The following is a 16,387-nucleotide window of genomic DNA, read 5'->3' as shown; positions in this document are numbered from 1 at the left end:
GTTAAACCGCGGCAGCGCCGCCGACGATTTCCGAAATTTCCTGGGTGATCGCTGCCTGACGTGCCTTGTTGTAGATCAACTGCAGGTCTTTGATGAGGTCGCCAGCGTTATCGGTGGCGTTCTTCATCGCGATCATCCGTGCGGCCTGTTCGGCTGCATTGTTCTCGACCACTGCCTGGTACACCTGCGACTCCACGTAGCGCACCATCAGCCCGTCAAGCAGCTGCTTGGCGTCGGGTTCGTACAGGTAGTCCCAGTGGTGTTTCAGTTCCTGATCCGGATCGGCCACCAGTGGGATCAGCTGCTCCACGGTTGGCTTCTGGGTCATGGTATTGATGAACTTGTTGGAAACCACGGACAAACGGTCGATGCGCCCTTCCAGGTAAGCATCGAGCATCACCTTGACGCTGCCGATCAGATCGTTGATCGACGGCTCTTCGCCGAGGTGGCTGATTGCAGCGACCACGTTGCCACCAAAGTTGCGGAAGAATGCCGCACCCTTGCTGCCAACTACGCAGAGATCGATCTCCACGCCGCGCTCGCGGTTTGCCGACATGTCCTTGACCAGGGCCTTGAACAGGTTGGTATTCAAGCCACCGCACAGACCACGGTCCGAACTCACCACCACGTAACCGACGCGCTTTACTTCGCGTTCGATCATGAAGGGATGACGGTATTCCGGGTTGGCGTTGGCCAGATGACCAATTACCTGGCGGATACGCTCCGCGTAGGGACGGCTAGCTGCCATGCGCTGTTGTGCCTTGCGCATCTTGCTGACCGCCACCTTTTCCATGGCGCTGGTGATCTTCTGCGTGCTTTTGATGCTCGCAATCTTGCTGCGAATCTCTTTTGCGCCTGCCATTTCACACCTATCGGGTTAGCAGGCGGGCGTCTCGCGACGCCCGCTGCGGCTTACCAGGTTTGGGTGGCTTTGAACTTCTCGATACCGGCTTTGAGCTGGCCATCGATGTCGTCGTTGAAGTCACCCTTCTCGTTGATCTTCGCCATCAGGTCGGCGTGATCACGGTTGAAGAAGGCGATCAGAGCCTGCTCGAAGCTGATGATCTTGGCGACTTCGATGTCGGTCAGGAAACCACGCTCGGCGGCATACAGCGACAGCGCCATGTCCGCGATGGACATCGGAGCGTATTGCTTCTGCTTCATCAGCTCGGTAACGCGCTGACCATGCTCGAGCTGCTTGCGGGTGGCTTCGTCCAGGTCGGACGCGAACTGGGCGAATGCCGCCAGTTCACGGTACTGAGCCAGAGCGGTACGGATGCCACCGGAGAGCTTCTTGATGATCTTGGTCTGCGCAGCACCACCCACACGGGATACCGAGATACCGGCGTTGACCGCCGGACGGATACCCGAGTTGAACATGGCCGATTCCAGGAAGATCTGACCGTCGGTGATGGAAATCACGTTGGTCGGAACGAACGCGGAAACGTCGCCAGCCTGGGTTTCGATGATCGGCAGAGCGGTCAGGGAACCGGTCTTGCCAGTCACGGCGCCGTTGGTGAACTTCTCGACGTACTCTTCGGAAACGCGCGAAGCACGCTCCAGCAGACGGCTGTGGAGATAGAACACGTCGCCCGGGTAGGCTTCACGGCCTGGCGGACGGCGCAGCAGCAGGGAGATCTGACGGTACGCAACGGCCTGCTTGGACAGGTCATCGTAAACGATCAGTGCATCTTCACCGCGGTCGCGGAAGTATTCGCCCATGGTGCAGCCGGCGTAAGGAGCCAGGAACTGCAGCGCAGCGGATTCGGAAGCCGAAGCAGCGACGACGATGGTGTTGGCCAGAGCACCGGACTCTTCCAGTTTGCGAACCACGTTGGCGATGGTCGATTGCTTCTGACCAACGGCTACGTAGACGCAGAAGATGCCGCTGTTCTTCTGGTTGATGATGGCGTCGACGGCCAGGGCAGTCTTACCGATCTGACGGTCACCGATGATCAGCTCGCGCTGGCCACGGCCTACCGGAATCATGGCATCGACCGACTTGTAGCCAGTCTGTACCGGCTGGTCGACCGACTTACGCCAGATCACACCTGGTGCCACTTTCTCGACAGCGTCGGTAGCGGCGGTGTTGATCGGGCCTTTGCCATCGATCGGGTTGCCCAGTGCGTCGACGACGCGGCCCAGCAGTTCCGGACCAACCGGAACTTCCAGAATGCGACCGGTGCACTTGGCGCTCATGCCTTCGGCCAGGGTGGTGTACGCACCCAGGACAACGGCACCGACGGAGTCCTGCTCCAGGTTCAGTGCCATACCGTAGACGCTGCCCGGGAACTCGATCATTTCGCCGTACATGACGTCGGCGAGACCGTGAATGCGCACGATACCGTCGGATACGCTGACGATGGTGCCTTCGTTACGGGCTTGGGAAGAGACGTCGAGTTTCTCGATACGTCCCTTGATGATTTCACTAATTTCGGAAGGATTGAGTTGCTGCATAGCTCTGCTGCCCCTTCAAACTCAAGATTTCAATGCTTCGGCCAGCTTCGCGATCTTGCCGCGAACTGAGCCATCGATAACCAGGTCGCCGGCGCGGATCACGACACCACCAATCAAGGCGGCGTCCTCCGCAGCGTGCAGGCGCACTTCCCGGCCGAGCCGTGCACTGAGAACCTTGGCGAGTTTGTCTTGCTGTTCATCGCTCAATGCGAAGGCACTGGTAACGTCCACGTCGATCGACTTCTCCTGCTCGGCCTTGTACAGCTCGAACAGTGCGAAGATTTCCGGCAACAGGGCCAGACGATCGTTCTCTGCGACAACGTGGATGAAATTGCGTACCTGGGCGTCGAACTTGTCACCACACACCTCGACGAAGGTGGTGGCCTTGTCTGTACTCGTCAAACGCGGGGCCTTGAACACGCTCTGCAGGGTGGCGTCTTGCGACACCGCCGCTGCCAGGCCGAGCATGGCTGACCAAGAGGCCAGCTGCTGGTGGGCCTGGGCGTATTCGAAAGCCGCCTTGGCATAAGGTCGGGCCAACGTGGTCAGTTCTGCCATGATCGCGCCCTCGCTTAAATTTCGGCGGCCAGTTTGGAAACCAGCTCCGCATGCGCGTTTTGGTCGATGGATGCGCCCAGGATCTTCTCGGCACCGCCGACGGCCAGGGCACCCACTTGGGCACGCAGGGCGTCTTTGACGCTGTTGATTTCCTGTTCGATCTCGGCCTGAGCCTGAGCCTTCACGCGATCCGCCTCGACGCGAGCCTGATCACGGGCTTCATCGACGATCTGGTTCGCGCGTTTCTTGGCTTGCTCAATGATTTCAGCAGCCTGTGTCTTGGCTTCGCGCAGTTGCTGACCCGCTTTCTCTTGGGCCAACTCCAGGTCACGAGCCGCACGACTGGCAGCGTCCAGACCTTCAGCAATCTTCTTCTGACGCTCTTGCAAAGCCGCAATGACCGGAGGCCATACGAACTTCATGCAGAACAGCACGAAGATGAAGAAGGCAACGGACTGGCCAATCAGGGTTGCATTAATGTTCACGCCAACACCTCGCTCGTTCGTTGTCCATCACACCAATCAACTCGATAAATTCGAGTGATTAGCCAGCGATTTGACCAACGAAGGGGTTCGCGAAGGTGAAGAACAGTGCGATACCAACACCGATCATGGTCACGGCGTCCAGCAGGCCGGCGACGATGAACATTTTGACTTGCAGCATCGGAACCATTTCCGGCTGACGCGCAGCGCCTTCCAGGAACTTGCCGCCCAGCAGGCCGAAGCCGATAGCGGTACCCAGAGCGCCCAGGCCAATCAGCAGAGCAACAGCGATCGCGGTCAGACCAACTACAGTTTCCATCTTTCCTCCCGACTTTTTACGTCGTATTGGTTAAGGTTTTTCTAAGGGTAAAGCGGTAAAGCAAAACCGTTACTTCCAGTGCCCTTGCGGGCGTTCCAGCCGAGGCCGGATCCATCGACAACGCCGCGCGTCGGTGACGCGCGACACGTCCATCAATGGCTGTCTTCGTGCGCCATCGACAGGTAGACGATGGTCAGCATCATGAAGATGAAGGCCTGCAGCGTGATGATGATCAGGTGGAAGACTGCCCAAGCCCACTGCAGGACGCCTGCCAGTGCTGCCAACAGAATGCCGCCGCCGAACATGACCGCGATGAGGATGAAGATCAGCTCGCCTGCGTACAGGTTGCCGAACAGTCGCAGGGCCAGGGAAACCGGCTTGGCGATCAGGGTCACGAACTCCAGCAGGAAGTTGACCGGAATCAGCAGGATCTTGACGAAGATGTTCTTGGCGCTGAACGGGTGCAGGGTCAGCTCGCCCAGGAAGCCGCCGATGCCCTTGACCTTGATGCTGTAGAAGATGATCAGTGCGAATACCGACAGGGCCATGCCCAGGGTAGCGTTCGGGTCGGTAGTCGGTACGGCGCGGAAGAACAGGTGGTCATCACCGGCGATCTTGGCGGCAGCCATCGGAATCCAGTCAACCGGCACCAGGTCCATCAGGTTCATCAGGAAGATCCAGACGAAGATGGTCAGGGCCAGCGGGGCGATCAGAGCGTTACGGCCGTGGAAGGTGTCCTTCACGCTGCCGTCGACGAACTCCACCAGCACTTCGACGAAGTTCTGCAGGCCGCCAGGCTGACCAGAGGTTGCGCGCTTGGCAGCTGCCTTGAACAGGAAGATGAAGATCAGGCCCAGCACCACGGAGATACCCAGGGTATCGAGGTGGAATGCCCAGAAACCCATTTCTTTGGCTTCCTGGGCCGTGTGGGCGAACCCCCAGCCATTGACCGGGTGCTGACCGAAAGTCAGGTTCTGCAAGTGATGCTGGATATAACCCGAAGCGGTTTCTGCAGCTGCCATAAATCCCTCAAACGCTCTAAGGCTTTAAAAATCATCTCTTCATCAGCAAGGGTGCGAACCAGTTGACCAATTGGGTCAGCAGGAATACGCCGAACAAAGCCGCCGCATCCAAAGGCTTCACACCTGCAAACACCAGTGCGAAAAGCACCGCTGTCAAAACCAGTTTCCCTGCTTCGCCGGCGTAGAACGACCGGACGATGGCCTGGGCTGCCCGCGCTCCGGAAAACCGGAATGCCTTGTGGGCAAAGTACAGATTCGGCAGCCAGGCGATCAGCCCGCCGCACAAGCCGGAATATCCAGCAGTCGTGCCCTTCCAGTACCAACAGGCAGCGGCAAGAACCAACAGCACCAGCAATTGCACCACGAGAATCGGAAACACCGGCAAGCGATGGAGCGGCAGGCGTTTTGGCGTGCGGATATCCATCAATTTTCCCGGGAAACACTCTCAGATATCGTTACCAAGCTATTCAATAACTTGGCACATTTTGTGCCGCCGAAATGCGCGCAGAGTATAGGGGCGGTTCCCACCCCGTTCAACTGCTCGAAAGTCTTTTCGCCGTAGTGCTCGAGGAGCAATTGTTTCAGCGAATGTGGGCTAGGACGCCCTGAAGTTCGTCGAGAGAATTGTAGCGAATCACCAGTTGGCCTTTGCCTTTCTGGCCATGCTTGATCTGCACCGGAGAGCCCAGCCGCTCAGCCAGGCGCTGTTCGAGCCGGCTGATATCCGGATCGACCTTGGTGGTGGCAGTTGGCCGCTCCTGGGTGTTAAGCCACTGGCGCACCAAGGCCTCGGTCTGACGCACAGTGAGGCCCCGTGCGACAACGTGTCGCGCACCTTCGGTCTGCTGCTCGACCGGCAGGCCCAGCAGTGCGCGGGCGTGGCCCATTTCCAGGTCGCCATGGGAGAGCAGGGTTTTCACTTCCTCGGGCAGGGAGATCAGGCGCAACAGGTTGGTGATGGTCACCCGCGACTTGCCGACGGCTTCGGCGACCTGTTGCTGAGTCAGCTGGAACTCCTGCTGCAGACGCTGCAGGGCCATGGCTTCTTCGATGGGATTGAGGTCTTCGCGCTGGATGTTCTCGATCAGCGCCATGGCGATGGCGGCTTCGTCCGGCAGCTCGCGTACCAGTGCCGGGATGCGATCCAGCCCGGCCTGCTGGGTAGCACGCCAGCGGCGTTCACCAGCAACGATCTCGAAACGCCCGTCGCCCACAGGACGCACCACGATCGGCTGCATCACGCCGTGGGTCTTGATCGACTGGCTCAGTTCTTCGAGCGCGGTGACGTCCATATCGCGACGCGGCTGGTACTTGCCGCGCTGAATCAGGTCCAGAGGCAGGTGCTGCAGCTCACGGGTATCGGCCTTGACCGCTTCCTGCTCGAGCGTATCGACGCTGGTGCCTCCCAGCAGGGCGTCCAGGCCTCGACCGAGCCCACGTTTCTTGGCAGCCATGCATAGTTTCCTTATACGGTTGCGGTGTGGGCGTTCGCGCGCTGGCGGCGAACCAGTTCGCCAGCCAGCGCCAGGTAGGCGATCGCGCCACGGGATTGCTTGTCATAGACCAGCGCCGGCATACCGAAGCTGGGGGCTTCGGCGAGTCGCACGTTGCGCGGGATCACGGTTTGATAGAGCGTGTCGGGGAAATGTTCCTTGAGCTGGGCAGACACGTCGCTGGTCAGGCTGATGCGCGGATCGTACATGGTGCGCAGCAGGCCTTCGATCTTCAGTGACGGGTTGAGCAGCTTGCCGATGCGCTGGATGCTGTTGACCAGATCGCTCAGGCCCTCCAGTGCGTAGTACTCGCACTGCATGGGGATGATTACGCCATCGGAGGCGACCAGTGCGTTGACCGTCAGCATCGACAGCGCCGGTGGGCAGTCGATGAGGATGTAATCGTAGTTCTCGCGGATCGGCGCCAGTGCATAACGCAGGCGGCTCTCCTTCATCTTCATTTCCAGCAGCGACACTTCCGCGGCGGTCAGGTCGCGGTTGGCAGGCAGCAACTGATAACCACCGTGCTCGGAGAACTGCATGGCTTCGACCAGGTTGCAGTCACCGACCAGCACGTCGTAGATGGAGTGTTCCAACGTCTGCTTGTCGACGCCGCTGCCGGTGGTGGCGTTGCCCTGCGGATCGAGATCGATGAGCAGTACACGGCGTTTGGTCGCAACCAGAGAAGCCGCCAGGTTGATGCAGGTCGTGGTCTTGCCCACGCCGCCTTTCTGGTTGGCGATTGCGAATACTTTAGCCATGTTGCCGTTCCCCCTAAACCGAGCGACGCAGTATCAACAGATGGCGCTGGCCTTGGCAACCGGGAACCTTGAGCACATGGGTGGCGGTGAGACGGAAGTCCGCTGGCAGTGCCTGAAGCTCGTCGTCCGGGTGCACGCCTTTCATCGCCAGCCACTGGGTGTTGCCATCGCCCAGGTGGCGCGTCCAGTTGGAGAAATCTTCCAGGGAGCTGAACGCCCGCGAGCAGATGCCGTTGAATGACTGCTCGGGCGTGAACGCTTCCACGCGACTGTGGATAACTTCCAGGTTGGCCAGCTTGAGCTCAAGCTTCACCTGGGTAAGAAAGCGAGTCTTCTTGCCATTGGAATCGAGCAGCGTGAAGCGCCGTTCGGGAAACAGGATGGCCAGAGGAATGCCCGGCATGCCGCCGCCGCTGCCGACGTCCAGCCAGTTATCCCCAACCTCGGCCACGAAAGGCACCACGCTGAGGCTGTCGAGCAGATGGCGCGACACCATCTCGTCTGGATCACGTACAGCGGTCAGGTTGTAGGCCTTGTTCCACTTGATCAGCAGCGCCAGGTAAGCCAGCAGCTGCGTCTGCTGCTGCTCGGTCAAGTCGACGCCCAATTCACGGGCGCCTTGTAGCAGTTCTTCGGCGTGGTGAGCGGTAACGGACATCAGGCGCTCTGCTCCAGCTGGCGACCAGCGCCGCGTTTTTTCAGGTGGATCAGCAGCAGCGAGATGGCCGCCGGGGTGACCCCCGGAATCCGCGATGCCTGACCGAGGGTCTGCGGTCGCGCGTTGCCGAGCTTGTGCTGGATTTCCTTGGAAAGACCGGAAATGGTCGCGTAGTCGATATCCACAGGCAGCTCGGTTTCCTCACTGGCGCGCAGGCGGGCGATCTCGTCCTGCTGACGCTCGATGTAGCCGGCGTACTTGGTCTTGATCTCGACCTGCTCGGCGACCTGGGGATCCTCGGCGCCTTCGCCGGTCACCTCGACCAGGCCGGCATAATCGATTTCCGGCCGCGACAGCAGGTTGAGCAGGTTGTACTCGTGGGTCAGCGGCGTGCCGAAGCGCTCGACGATGGCCTCACCCTGAGGCGTGTTCGGGCGCACCCAAGTACTTTTCAGGCGCTGTTCTTCCCGGGCGATGCCTTCGCGCTTGGCTTCGAAAGCAGCCCAGCGCTGGTCGTCGACCAGGCCCAGCTCGCGGCCTTTCTCGGTCAGGCGCAAGTCGGCGTTGTCTTCACGCAGGATCAACCGGTATTCGGCCCGCGAAGTGAACATGCGGTACGGCTCCTGGGTGCCAAGGGTAATCAGGTCATCGACCAGCACACCGATGTAGGCCTCGTCGCGACGCGGGCACCATGCCTCTTTGCCTTGGGCGCGCAGCGCGGCGTTGGCGCCGGCGAGCAATCCCTGTGCGCCGGCTTCTTCGTAACCGGTGGTGCCGTTGATCTGGCCGGCGAAGAACAGGCCACCGATCACCTTAGTTTCGAGGCTGTACTTGAGGTCACGCGGGTCGAAGTAGTCGTACTCGATGGCGTAGCCCGGGCGCACGATGTGGGCGTTCTCCATACCGCGGATGCTCTGCACGATCTGCAGCTGCACGTCGAACGGCAACGACGTGGAAATGCCGTTGGGGTACAGCTCATGGGTGGTCAGGCCTTCCGGCTCGATGAACACCTGGTGGCTGTCCTTCTCGGCAAAGCGGTGGATCTTGTCCTCGATGGACGGACAGTACCGCGGACCCACACCTTCGATCACCCCGGAATACATCGGCGAACGGTCGAGGTTCGCGGCGATGATCTCGTGGGTGCGTGCATTGGTGTGGGTGATCCAGCAGCTGACCTGGCGGGGGTGCTGCTGCTTGTTGCCCATGAAGGACATCACCGGGATCGGCGTATCGCCAGGCTGCTCGGTCATCTGGGTGAAGTCCACCGAACGGCCGTCGATGCGTGGCGGCGTGCCGGTCTTGAGGCGACCGACGCGCAGCGGCAATTCGCGCAGGCGTTTGGCCAAGGCGATCGAGGGCGGGTCCCCTGCGCGGCCACCGGAGTAGTTCTGCAGACCGATGTGGATAAGTCCGCCAAGGAAGGTGCCGGTGGTCAGTACCACGGAGTCGGCGAAGAAGCGCAGACCCATCTGGGTAACCACGCCTTTGACCTCGTCCTGCTCGACGATCAGATCGTCGGCAGCCTGCTGGAATATCCACAGGTTGGGCTGATTTTCCAGGATCTCGCGCACCGCTGCCTTGTAGAGGATGCGGTCAGCCTGGGCGCGAGTTGCACGTACTGCTGGGCCCTTGCGGCTGTTCAGCACACGAAACTGAATGCCCCCCAGATCGGTAGCGGTCGCCATGGCGCCGCCGAGGGCATCGATCTCCTTGACCAGGTGGCTCTTGCCGATTCCGCCAATGGCGGGGTTGCAGCTCATCTGCCCGAGGGTTTCCACGTTGTGGGTCAGCAGCAGGGTTCTAACGCCCATGCGCGCCGCTGCAAGCGCAGCCTCGGTACCGGCATGACCGCCGCCGATGACGATCACTTGAAAACGGGAAGGGAAATCCACCACGCACCTCGTGCCTGTTGAGAAAGGGAGCTTTCAAGAAAGGGCGGCAAGTATAGGGATTTAGCCCAGCTGAAAGAAGCCTTTTGCACAAAAAATAGCCAACTGGTCCTTGCTCTAGGGGTGAGCCTTTTTCTGTGGGTGGTCTCTCATCGGGACGTTGTGCAGAACTTGGAGGTAAATAAAGAAAAAAGAATGATTTTTTTAAAAGGCTTGTTTTTATGTTTATAAATGGTATCGCCAATATCTGTGGATAGATTGCTAGAGGCCTTTATTCCTCTGATGTACAGCGATGTATGAAAGCGGGATTATCCTGCGCGCCTCGTGTGTGATGGCGGTGATCACCCTGTGTGTAAAAGTTATAGTTATGCACAGCAGGGTTTATCCATTGCTTAGTCACCGGGTTATCGGCAAGGCTCAGGCACGCTTTTCCACAGGGCTTATTCTGCTGTGTATGGTTTTGGAAGCACCGTTGGAGAGACCGTTGCCCGCGTCAAATCCGTCCGAGTGCTCAGATGCAAACGTTTCTGTGGATAAGAGGCCAGGCTGTACCAGTGGCGTGCAAGCGCTACCGTACGTCAGGCGTTCTTCGGGGCGTTGGAGGGAGAACGGGGCGGCCTTGAATATCAGGCCGCTATTGGTAGTGCCATGACGAAAGATTTCCCGTTGGCAGCGGGCCAGGCACCGGCGAAACGGTTATCCACACCGAATGGTGAGGGGTTACTTGCCAATGCAGAAGCTGGAGAAGATCCGGCCCAGCAGGTCGTCGGAGCTGAAAGCGCCGGTGATCTCTCCCAGGGCCTGTTGAGCCTGGCGCAAGTCTTCGGCGAGCAGTTCGCCGGCGCCGGCCAGGGTCAGCTGGGCATGGCCGTGGTCGAGGTGGCGTTGCGCCTGATGGAGGGCGTCGAGGTGACGGCGGCGGGCGCTGAAGCCGCTCTCCGCGGTTTGCTGGAAGCCCATGCAGGCCTTCAGGTGCTCGCGCAGCAGTTCCAGGCCTTCGCTGGACTTGGCGGAAAGCGCCAGGCTGGCTTGGCCATCGGCGGCGTTGTGCAGCGCCACTTGTTCGCCGGACAGGTCCGCCTTGTTACGAATCAGCGTGACCCGAGCCATATCCGGCCGCTGCTCTAGAAACTCGGGCCACAGCGCGAAGGGATCGGCCGCTTCCGGCGCTGTCGAGTCGACGACGAGCAGTACCCGGTCCGCTTCGCCAATGGCCTTGAGTGCCCGTTCCACACCGATGCGTTCGACCTGATCGTCGGTGTCACGCAATCCGGCGGTATCGACCACATGCAACGGCATACCGTCGATGTGGATATGTTCGCGCAGCACGTCACGGGTGGTACCGGCGATATCGGTAACGATGGCGGCCTCACGCCCGGCGAGGGCATTGAGCAGGCTGGACTTGCCGGCATTCGGTCGGCCGGCGATGACCACCGTCATGCCGTCACGCAGCAAGGCACCCTGCCCAGCTTCGCGCAAAACTGTGGATAACTGTTCACGCACGCCTTCGAGCAGGCTGAGCACGTGGCCATCGGCGAGGAAGTCGATTTCTTCTTCCGGAAAATCGATCGCCGCTTCGACGTAGATGCGTAGGGCAATCAGCCGTTCGGTCAGCTCATGCACGCGGCGTGAGAATTCGCCCTGCAGCGAGCGCACGGCATTACGCGCCGCCTCGGCCGAACTGGCCTCGATCAGATCGGCGATCGCTTCGGCCTGGGCCAGGTCGAGTTTGTCATTGAGGAATGCCCGCTCGCTGAATTCTCCCGGGCGCGCCTGGCGGGCACCGAGCTCCAGGCAGCGCTGCAGGAGCATGTCCAACACCACAGGGCCACCGTGGCCCTGCAGCTCGAGCACGTCTTCGCCCGTGAACGAATGGGGCCCTGGGAAGAACAGCAGCAGGCCTTCGTCGATTACCTCGCCGGCATCGTCATGCCAGGCACCGTGGTGGGCATGGCGCGGCTTGGGCTCGATGCCGCTCAGGGTGATGGCGATCATCCGTGCGCGTGGGCCGGAGACTCTGACGATGCCGACCCCGCCACGACCCTGGGCGGTGGCGACGGAGGCGATGGTTTCACGGGGGGCTGACATAGCATTCTCCAAACGCTGGATAGCAGAACGCCCCACGAGGGGGCGTCTGTCATGTAGCGGGTGAAGCGCGAACGCTTAGGCCTCGGAAGGCTTGTTCGCGGCTTCGATCTTGCGAGTAATGTACCACTGCTGAGCGATGGACAGGACGTTGTTGACGACCCAGTACAGCACCAGACCAGCCGGGAACCACAGGAAGAAGAAGGTGAAGATGATCGGCATCATCTTCATCACGCGAGCCTGCATGGGATCCGGTGGCGTCGGGTTCAGCTGCTGCTGGATGAACATGGTGGCGCCCATGATGATCGGCAGGATGAAGAACGGATCCTTGATCGACAGGTCGGTGATCCACAGGATCCACGGCGCCTGACGCATCTCGACGGACTCCAGCAGCACCCAGTACAGGGCCAGGAAGACTGGCATCTGCACGAGGATCGGCAGGCAGCCGCCCAGCGGGTTGATCTTCTCTTTCTTGTACAGCTCCATCATCGCCTGGGACATCTTCTGACGATCGTCGCCGAATTGTTCCTTCAGCGCCTGCAGGCGCGGCGAGACGGCACGCATGCGCGCCATGGAGCGGTAGCTGGCAGCCGACAGCGGGAAGAACGCGAGCTTGATGATCAGCGTCAGCACGATGATCGAGAAGCCCCAGTTACCCAGCAGGTTGTGGATATGTTCCAGCAACCAGAAGATCGGTTCGGCGAGGAACCACAGGATGCCGTAGTCGACGGTCTTGTCCAGGCCTGGCGACAGAGCGGCCAGATCCTTCTGGATCTTCGGACCGGCGTACAGCGTGGTGCTGGTCTGGCCTTCGGCACCGGCCGGCACGTTCAGCGCAGGGCCGGTGTAGCCGATGATGTAGTTGCCCTGGCTGTCCTTGCGGGTCTGTACCAGGTTGGTGTCGTCCTTGGCCGGAATCCAGGCGGTCACGAAGTAGTGCTGCAGCCAGGCGACCCAGCCGCCTTGCACGGTTTCCTTGAGGCTCTGCTTGTCGATGTCTTTCATCGACACCTTCGTGTACGGCTTCTCCGGGGTCCACAGGGCTGCGCCCAGGTAGGTGGCGGTGCCAGTGGCGGTGCTGGAGGACGGATCACCGCTGTTGTCGCGCTTGAGCTGGGCGAACAGGTTACCGGTCCAGGCGTTGGCGCTCTGGTTGTCGATCAGGTAGGTAACCTCGATCTGGTAACCATTGCCGGTGATGCAACCGGTTTTCTTCTGCTCCACTTCCTTGGACGAGCAGCTGGTATCCAGGCCACGGTTGAAAGTGAAGCGCTTGATGTAGTTGACGCCGGCTTCGCTGAAAGTCAGGTCGACAACCAGCTGGTTCTGACCGTCAGCCAGTTGGTACACGCGCTGCTCGGTGTTGTACAGCGGGCGGCCACCGGCACGGGCATCCGGGCCGTTGGCACCGGTCAGGCCGCTCTGGGCCAGGTACAGGTGCTCGTTGCCGTTGTCGAACAGTTGGAACGGAACGTCCGGGCGGTCCTGGCGACGCGGGTAGTGCGGCAGGCTCAGGCTAACCACGTCACCACCACGGGGATCGATGGCCAGATTCAGTACGTCGGTCTTGACCTGAATCAGCTCGTCGCTGACCGCAACGGTTTCCACCGGGCTTGGCTCGGTGCCACCGGCGTTGGCAGTCGGCACATCGTCATTGCTGGCCACCGAAGCGGTTTCCGGCAGACTCGGTGCGGGTTTGCTGGTCGAAGCGGCCTGATTCGGCAGAGCGGCCTGGCCGTAGTCCTGGTTCCATTGAAGAACCATCATGTAGGACACGACTGCCAGGGCGACGATCAGGATCGAACGTTTGATATCCATGATTATTCGGCCATCGAAGAGGAACGGGAGTGTTTCGCGAGGGGCACCGGATCGTAGCCTCCGGGATGCCAGGGGTGGCAGCGTCCCAAACGACGAACGGTCAGCCAGCCACCACGCAGGACGCCATGGGTTTCGATGGCTTCAAGCGCGTAGCAGGAACAAGAGGGGTAGAAACGACAATGACTGGCCATCATCGGACTGATGGCGTACTGGTAAAACCGGATTGGAGCTTGAACCAGTTTACGCATGGGGATTGTCGTTCACCCCGGTCTGGGCATTGGCCTGTTGGGTAGGTTTGCTGCGAGCCAGGCGCTTCCACAGCTTGCCGAACTGTTGAGCCAGCTCGGCGTTCTGTAGATCACCCAGGCCCTTACGCGCGACCACCACGATGTCCCAGCCCACCAGGTTGTCCTGATTGAGGCGGAACGATTCGCGGATTTGGCGTTTCAGGCGGTTGCGCTCAACGGAGAGCTTGACGCTCTTCTTGCCGATCACCAGACCTAGGCGTGAATGATCAAGCTCATTGTTGCGCGCAAGCAGCAGGACACTCTTGCCCGGCGCTTTGCCGCTTGGAGAGTCGAAGACTGCCTTGAATTGCCGGGGAGTGAGCAGGCGCTTCTCCCGGCCGAAGCCTCGACTCACCACAAGACTGGAAAATCAGACTGCGAGGCGAGCGCGGCCCTTGGCGCGACGACGCGACAGGACGGCACGGCCGTTCTTGGTAGCCATGCGAGCACGGAAGCCGTGGGTACGAGCGCGTTTGATGGTGCTGGGTTGAAAAGTGCGTTTCATGATGCGGTTACCTGGTTGTCGACAACGGACCGGAATGGTCCCCGTTTTAAGAGACCGGCGATTCTAGAGAAAGCCGCAGGCCAGGTCAATTTCCAACCAGTTGTTTTGCAGATAGAGAAATATAAAGGAAAGAATCTTTTTAGAAAGGCTTGTTTTGTTTTTTATAAATTAGCCTGGCCTTATCTGTGGATAAGATTATCTAGGCCAGATATCCAGTGCCCTGGCGGGATTCAAAAGTCTGTCAGAAACCGGTGCTGCGCATGTTTGCGTGCTGGGTATCGCCTGGGGATGGAACGGCTTTTTACCCACAGGGCAGATATCCATGTTGTTTTGCCCAGACTTTTCAACGCCGCTCAAAGGGTGTTATCCACAGAGTACAGTCACGGCATTTCCGACATGTGGCAAATTGCCTAACACCTTGATTTAACATGTACTGATTGGTCTTCCTATGTGGATAACTCGATCTCATGAAGCTACAATAGGCGCTGTTTTTGCCTCAGCGCTTTCAATCAGGGGATGTCCGTGTCCGTGGAACTTTGGCAGCAGTGCGTGGAACTCCTGCGCGATGAACTGCCTGCCCAGCAATTCAACACCTGGATCCGTCCACTACAGGTAGAAGCCGAAGGCGACGAGCTGCGTGTCTACGCACCCAATCGTTTCGTTCTCGACTGGGTCAACGAAAAGTACATGGGCCGCATGCTCGAGTTGCTCGGTGAGCGGGCGACCGGTCTGGTGCCGGCGATTTCGCTGCTGATCGGCAGCCGCCGCAGTTCGGCGCCGCGTGCGGTACTGACGCCCTCGCCATCGGCCTCCAGCTACAACAACCCGTCGTCTTCCGCACCCGCACCTGCTGCGCCTGCACCTCAGGTCAGCGCACCACCGCCCAAGCTGCCGGTGCAGACCGAGCCGTCGCGGGCCAGTTTCGATTCCATGGCCGGTGCGACGCCTGTCGCGGCGCCGGCGCGGACAGAGCGTAACGTACAGGTAGAAGGTGGTCTCAAGCACACCAGTTATCTGAACCGCACCTTCACCTTCGACAACTTCGTCGAAGGCAAGTCGAACCAGCTGGCCCGTGCCGCTGCCTGGCAGGTGGCGGACAACCCCAAGCACGGATACAACCCGCTCTTCCTTTATGGAGGCGTCGGCCTCGGTAAAACGCACTTGATGCACGCGGTCGGTAACCACCTGCTGGCGAAGAACCCGAATGCCAAGGTCGTGTACCTGCACTCCGAGCGCTTCGTGGCCGATATGGTCAAGGCGCTGCAGTTGAATGCCATCAACGAGTTCAAGCGTTTCTACCGCTCGGTGGATGCGCTGCTGATCGATGACATCCAGTTCTTCGCCAAGAAGGAGCGCTCCCAGGAAGAGTTCTTCCACACCTTCAACGCCCTTCTCGAGGGCGGCCAGCAGGTGATTCTCACCAGCGACCGCTACCCGAAGGAAATCGAAGGGCTCGAAGAGCGCCTGAAGTCGCGCTTCGGCTGGGGCCTGACCGTGGCGGTCGAGCCGCCCGAGCTGGAAACGCGCGTGGCGATCCTGATGAAGAAGGCCGATCAGGCCAAGGTCGACTTGCCCCACGATGCAGCGTTCTTCATCGCCCAGCGTATCCGCTCCAATGTGCGTGAGCTGGAAGGTGCGCTGAAGCGGGTCATCGCCCACTCGCACTTCATGGGCCGTGACATCACCATCGAACTGATCCGCGAGTCGCTGAAGGATCTCCTGGCCCTGCAGGACAAGTTGGTGAGCATCGACAATATCCAGCGCACCACGGCCGAGTACTACAAGATCAAGATCACCGATCTGTTGTCCAAACGTCGTTCGCGTTCTATCGCCAGGCCGCGTCAGGTGGCCATGGCGTTGTCCAAGGAATTGACCAACCACAGCCTGCCGGAAATCGGCGTGGCGTTCGGCGGTCGCGATCACACCACTGTGTTGCACGCCTGTCGTAAGATTGCTGAACTTAGGGGATCCGACGCGGACATCCGCGAGGATTACAAGAACCTGCTGCGTACACTGACCACTTGATACGCAACTCCATGCACGAGGCAAGGGA

General features: G+C 60.0%; 17 protein-coding genes. 1 reads left to right on the top strand and 16 read right to left on the bottom strand.

What is annotated here, in order from left to right:
• Position 1: 1 nt before the first annotated feature.
• From atpG to rpmH, 16 genes are all read right to left on the bottom strand, one after another.
• Entirely contained in the window at positions 2-862 is an 861-nt protein-coding gene (atpG, locus tag BVH06_RS13005; protein WP_027904139.1) for a F0F1 ATP synthase subunit gamma, read from the bottom strand.
• A gap of 50 nt (positions 863-912) precedes the next feature.
• Positions 913-2,457: a F0F1 ATP synthase subunit alpha gene (gene atpA, locus BVH06_RS13000; RefSeq protein WP_013793554.1), complete on the bottom strand. Its 1,545-nt coding sequence runs from the start codon at positions 2,455-2,457 to the stop codon at positions 913-915.
• A 21-nt stretch (positions 2,458-2,478) separates the two neighbouring features.
• Positions 2,479-3,015, bottom strand: coding sequence for a F0F1 ATP synthase subunit delta (locus BVH06_RS12995; RefSeq protein WP_013793555.1), 537 nt, complete (start codon positions 3,013-3,015; stop codon positions 2,479-2,481).
• 14 nt (positions 3,016-3,029) lie between these two features.
• Positions 3,030-3,500 carry a F0F1 ATP synthase subunit B gene (locus BVH06_RS12990; RefSeq protein ID WP_013793556.1) on the bottom strand — a complete coding sequence of 157 codons (471 nt, stop codon included), beginning with the start codon at positions 3,498-3,500 and terminating at the stop codon, positions 3,030-3,032.
• A gap of 58 nt (positions 3,501-3,558) precedes the next feature.
• On the bottom strand, positions 3,559-3,816 hold the full coding sequence (atpE, locus tag BVH06_RS12985) for a F0F1 ATP synthase subunit C (RefSeq protein ID WP_003097235.1): 258 nt from the start codon (positions 3,814-3,816) through the stop codon (positions 3,559-3,561).
• A gap of 152 nt (positions 3,817-3,968) precedes the next feature.
• Positions 3,969-4,838 (bottom strand): F0F1 ATP synthase subunit A, encoded by an 870-nt coding sequence (atpB, locus tag BVH06_RS12980; protein ID WP_070884867.1) that lies wholly within the window; start codon positions 4,836-4,838, stop codon positions 3,969-3,971.
• 31 nt (positions 4,839-4,869) lie between these two features.
• The gene (locus BVH06_RS12975; protein WP_075929016.1) at positions 4,870-5,262 is read right to left on the bottom strand and encodes a F0F1 ATP synthase subunit I; all 393 of its coding nucleotides are present in this window, start codon (positions 5,260-5,262) and stop codon (positions 4,870-4,872) included.
• A 157-nt stretch (positions 5,263-5,419) separates the two neighbouring features.
• The gene (locus BVH06_RS12970) at positions 5,420-6,292 is read right to left on the bottom strand and encodes a ParB/RepB/Spo0J family partition protein (protein WP_075934320.1); all 873 of its coding nucleotides are present in this window, start codon (positions 6,290-6,292) and stop codon (positions 5,420-5,422) included.
• A gap of 11 nt (positions 6,293-6,303) precedes the next feature.
• Entirely contained in the window at positions 6,304-7,092 is a 789-nt protein-coding gene (locus tag BVH06_RS12965) for a ParA family protein (RefSeq protein ID WP_075929014.1), read from the bottom strand.
• Positions 7,093-7,105: 13 nt separating this feature from the next.
• Entirely contained in the window at positions 7,106-7,753 is a 648-nt protein-coding gene (gene rsmG, locus BVH06_RS12960) for a 16S rRNA (guanine(527)-N(7))-methyltransferase RsmG (protein WP_168172910.1), read from the bottom strand.
• The gene (gene mnmG, locus BVH06_RS12955; protein ID WP_075934319.1) at positions 7,750-9,642 is read right to left on the bottom strand and encodes a tRNA uridine-5-carboxymethylaminomethyl(34) synthesis enzyme MnmG; all 1,893 of its coding nucleotides are present in this window, start codon (positions 9,640-9,642) and stop codon (positions 7,750-7,752) included. Before mnmG ends, rsmG begins: the two co-directional genes overlap by 4 nt.
• Positions 9,643-10,359: 717 nt before the next feature.
• Positions 10,360-11,727 (bottom strand): tRNA uridine-5-carboxymethylaminomethyl(34) synthesis GTPase MnmE, encoded by a 1,368-nt coding sequence (mnmE, locus tag BVH06_RS12950; RefSeq protein WP_075934318.1) that lies wholly within the window; start codon positions 11,725-11,727, stop codon positions 10,360-10,362.
• A 75-nt stretch (positions 11,728-11,802) separates the two neighbouring features.
• On the bottom strand, positions 11,803-13,542 hold the full coding sequence (gene yidC, locus BVH06_RS12945) for a membrane protein insertase YidC (protein ID WP_075934317.1): 1,740 nt from the start codon (positions 13,540-13,542) through the stop codon (positions 11,803-11,805).
• 2 nt (positions 13,543-13,544) lie between these two features.
• The gene (gene yidD / locus BVH06_RS12940; RefSeq protein WP_075929009.1) at positions 13,545-13,790 is read right to left on the bottom strand and encodes a membrane protein insertion efficiency factor YidD; all 246 of its coding nucleotides are present in this window, start codon (positions 13,788-13,790) and stop codon (positions 13,545-13,547) included.
• On the bottom strand, positions 13,783-14,184 hold the full coding sequence (gene rnpA, locus BVH06_RS12935) for a ribonuclease P protein component (protein WP_177344594.1): 402 nt from the start codon (positions 14,182-14,184) through the stop codon (positions 13,783-13,785). Before rnpA ends, yidD begins: the two co-directional genes overlap by 8 nt.
• 15 nt (positions 14,185-14,199) lie before the next feature.
• A complete protein-coding gene (rpmH, locus tag BVH06_RS12930) occupies positions 14,200-14,334 on the bottom strand; it encodes a 50S ribosomal protein L34 (RefSeq protein WP_003213577.1) in 135 nt (44 codons plus the stop codon).
• 522 nt (positions 14,335-14,856) lie between these two features.
• Between rpmH and dnaA the strand changes: the two genes are divergently transcribed.
• Positions 14,857-16,359 carry a chromosomal replication initiator protein DnaA gene (gene dnaA / locus BVH06_RS12925; RefSeq protein WP_075929145.1) on the top strand — a complete coding sequence of 501 codons (1,503 nt, stop codon included), beginning with the start codon at positions 14,857-14,859 and terminating at the stop codon, positions 16,357-16,359.
• Positions 16,360-16,387 lie beyond the last annotated feature (28 nt).

The organism is Pseudomonas sp. PA27(2017), from assembly GCF_001945445.1.
Lineage (GTDB): Bacteria > Pseudomonadota > Gammaproteobacteria > Pseudomonadales > Pseudomonadaceae > Aquipseudomonas.
Note: the sequence above shows the minus strand (reverse complement) of the source record. Positions and strands in the feature narration are given on the sequence as shown.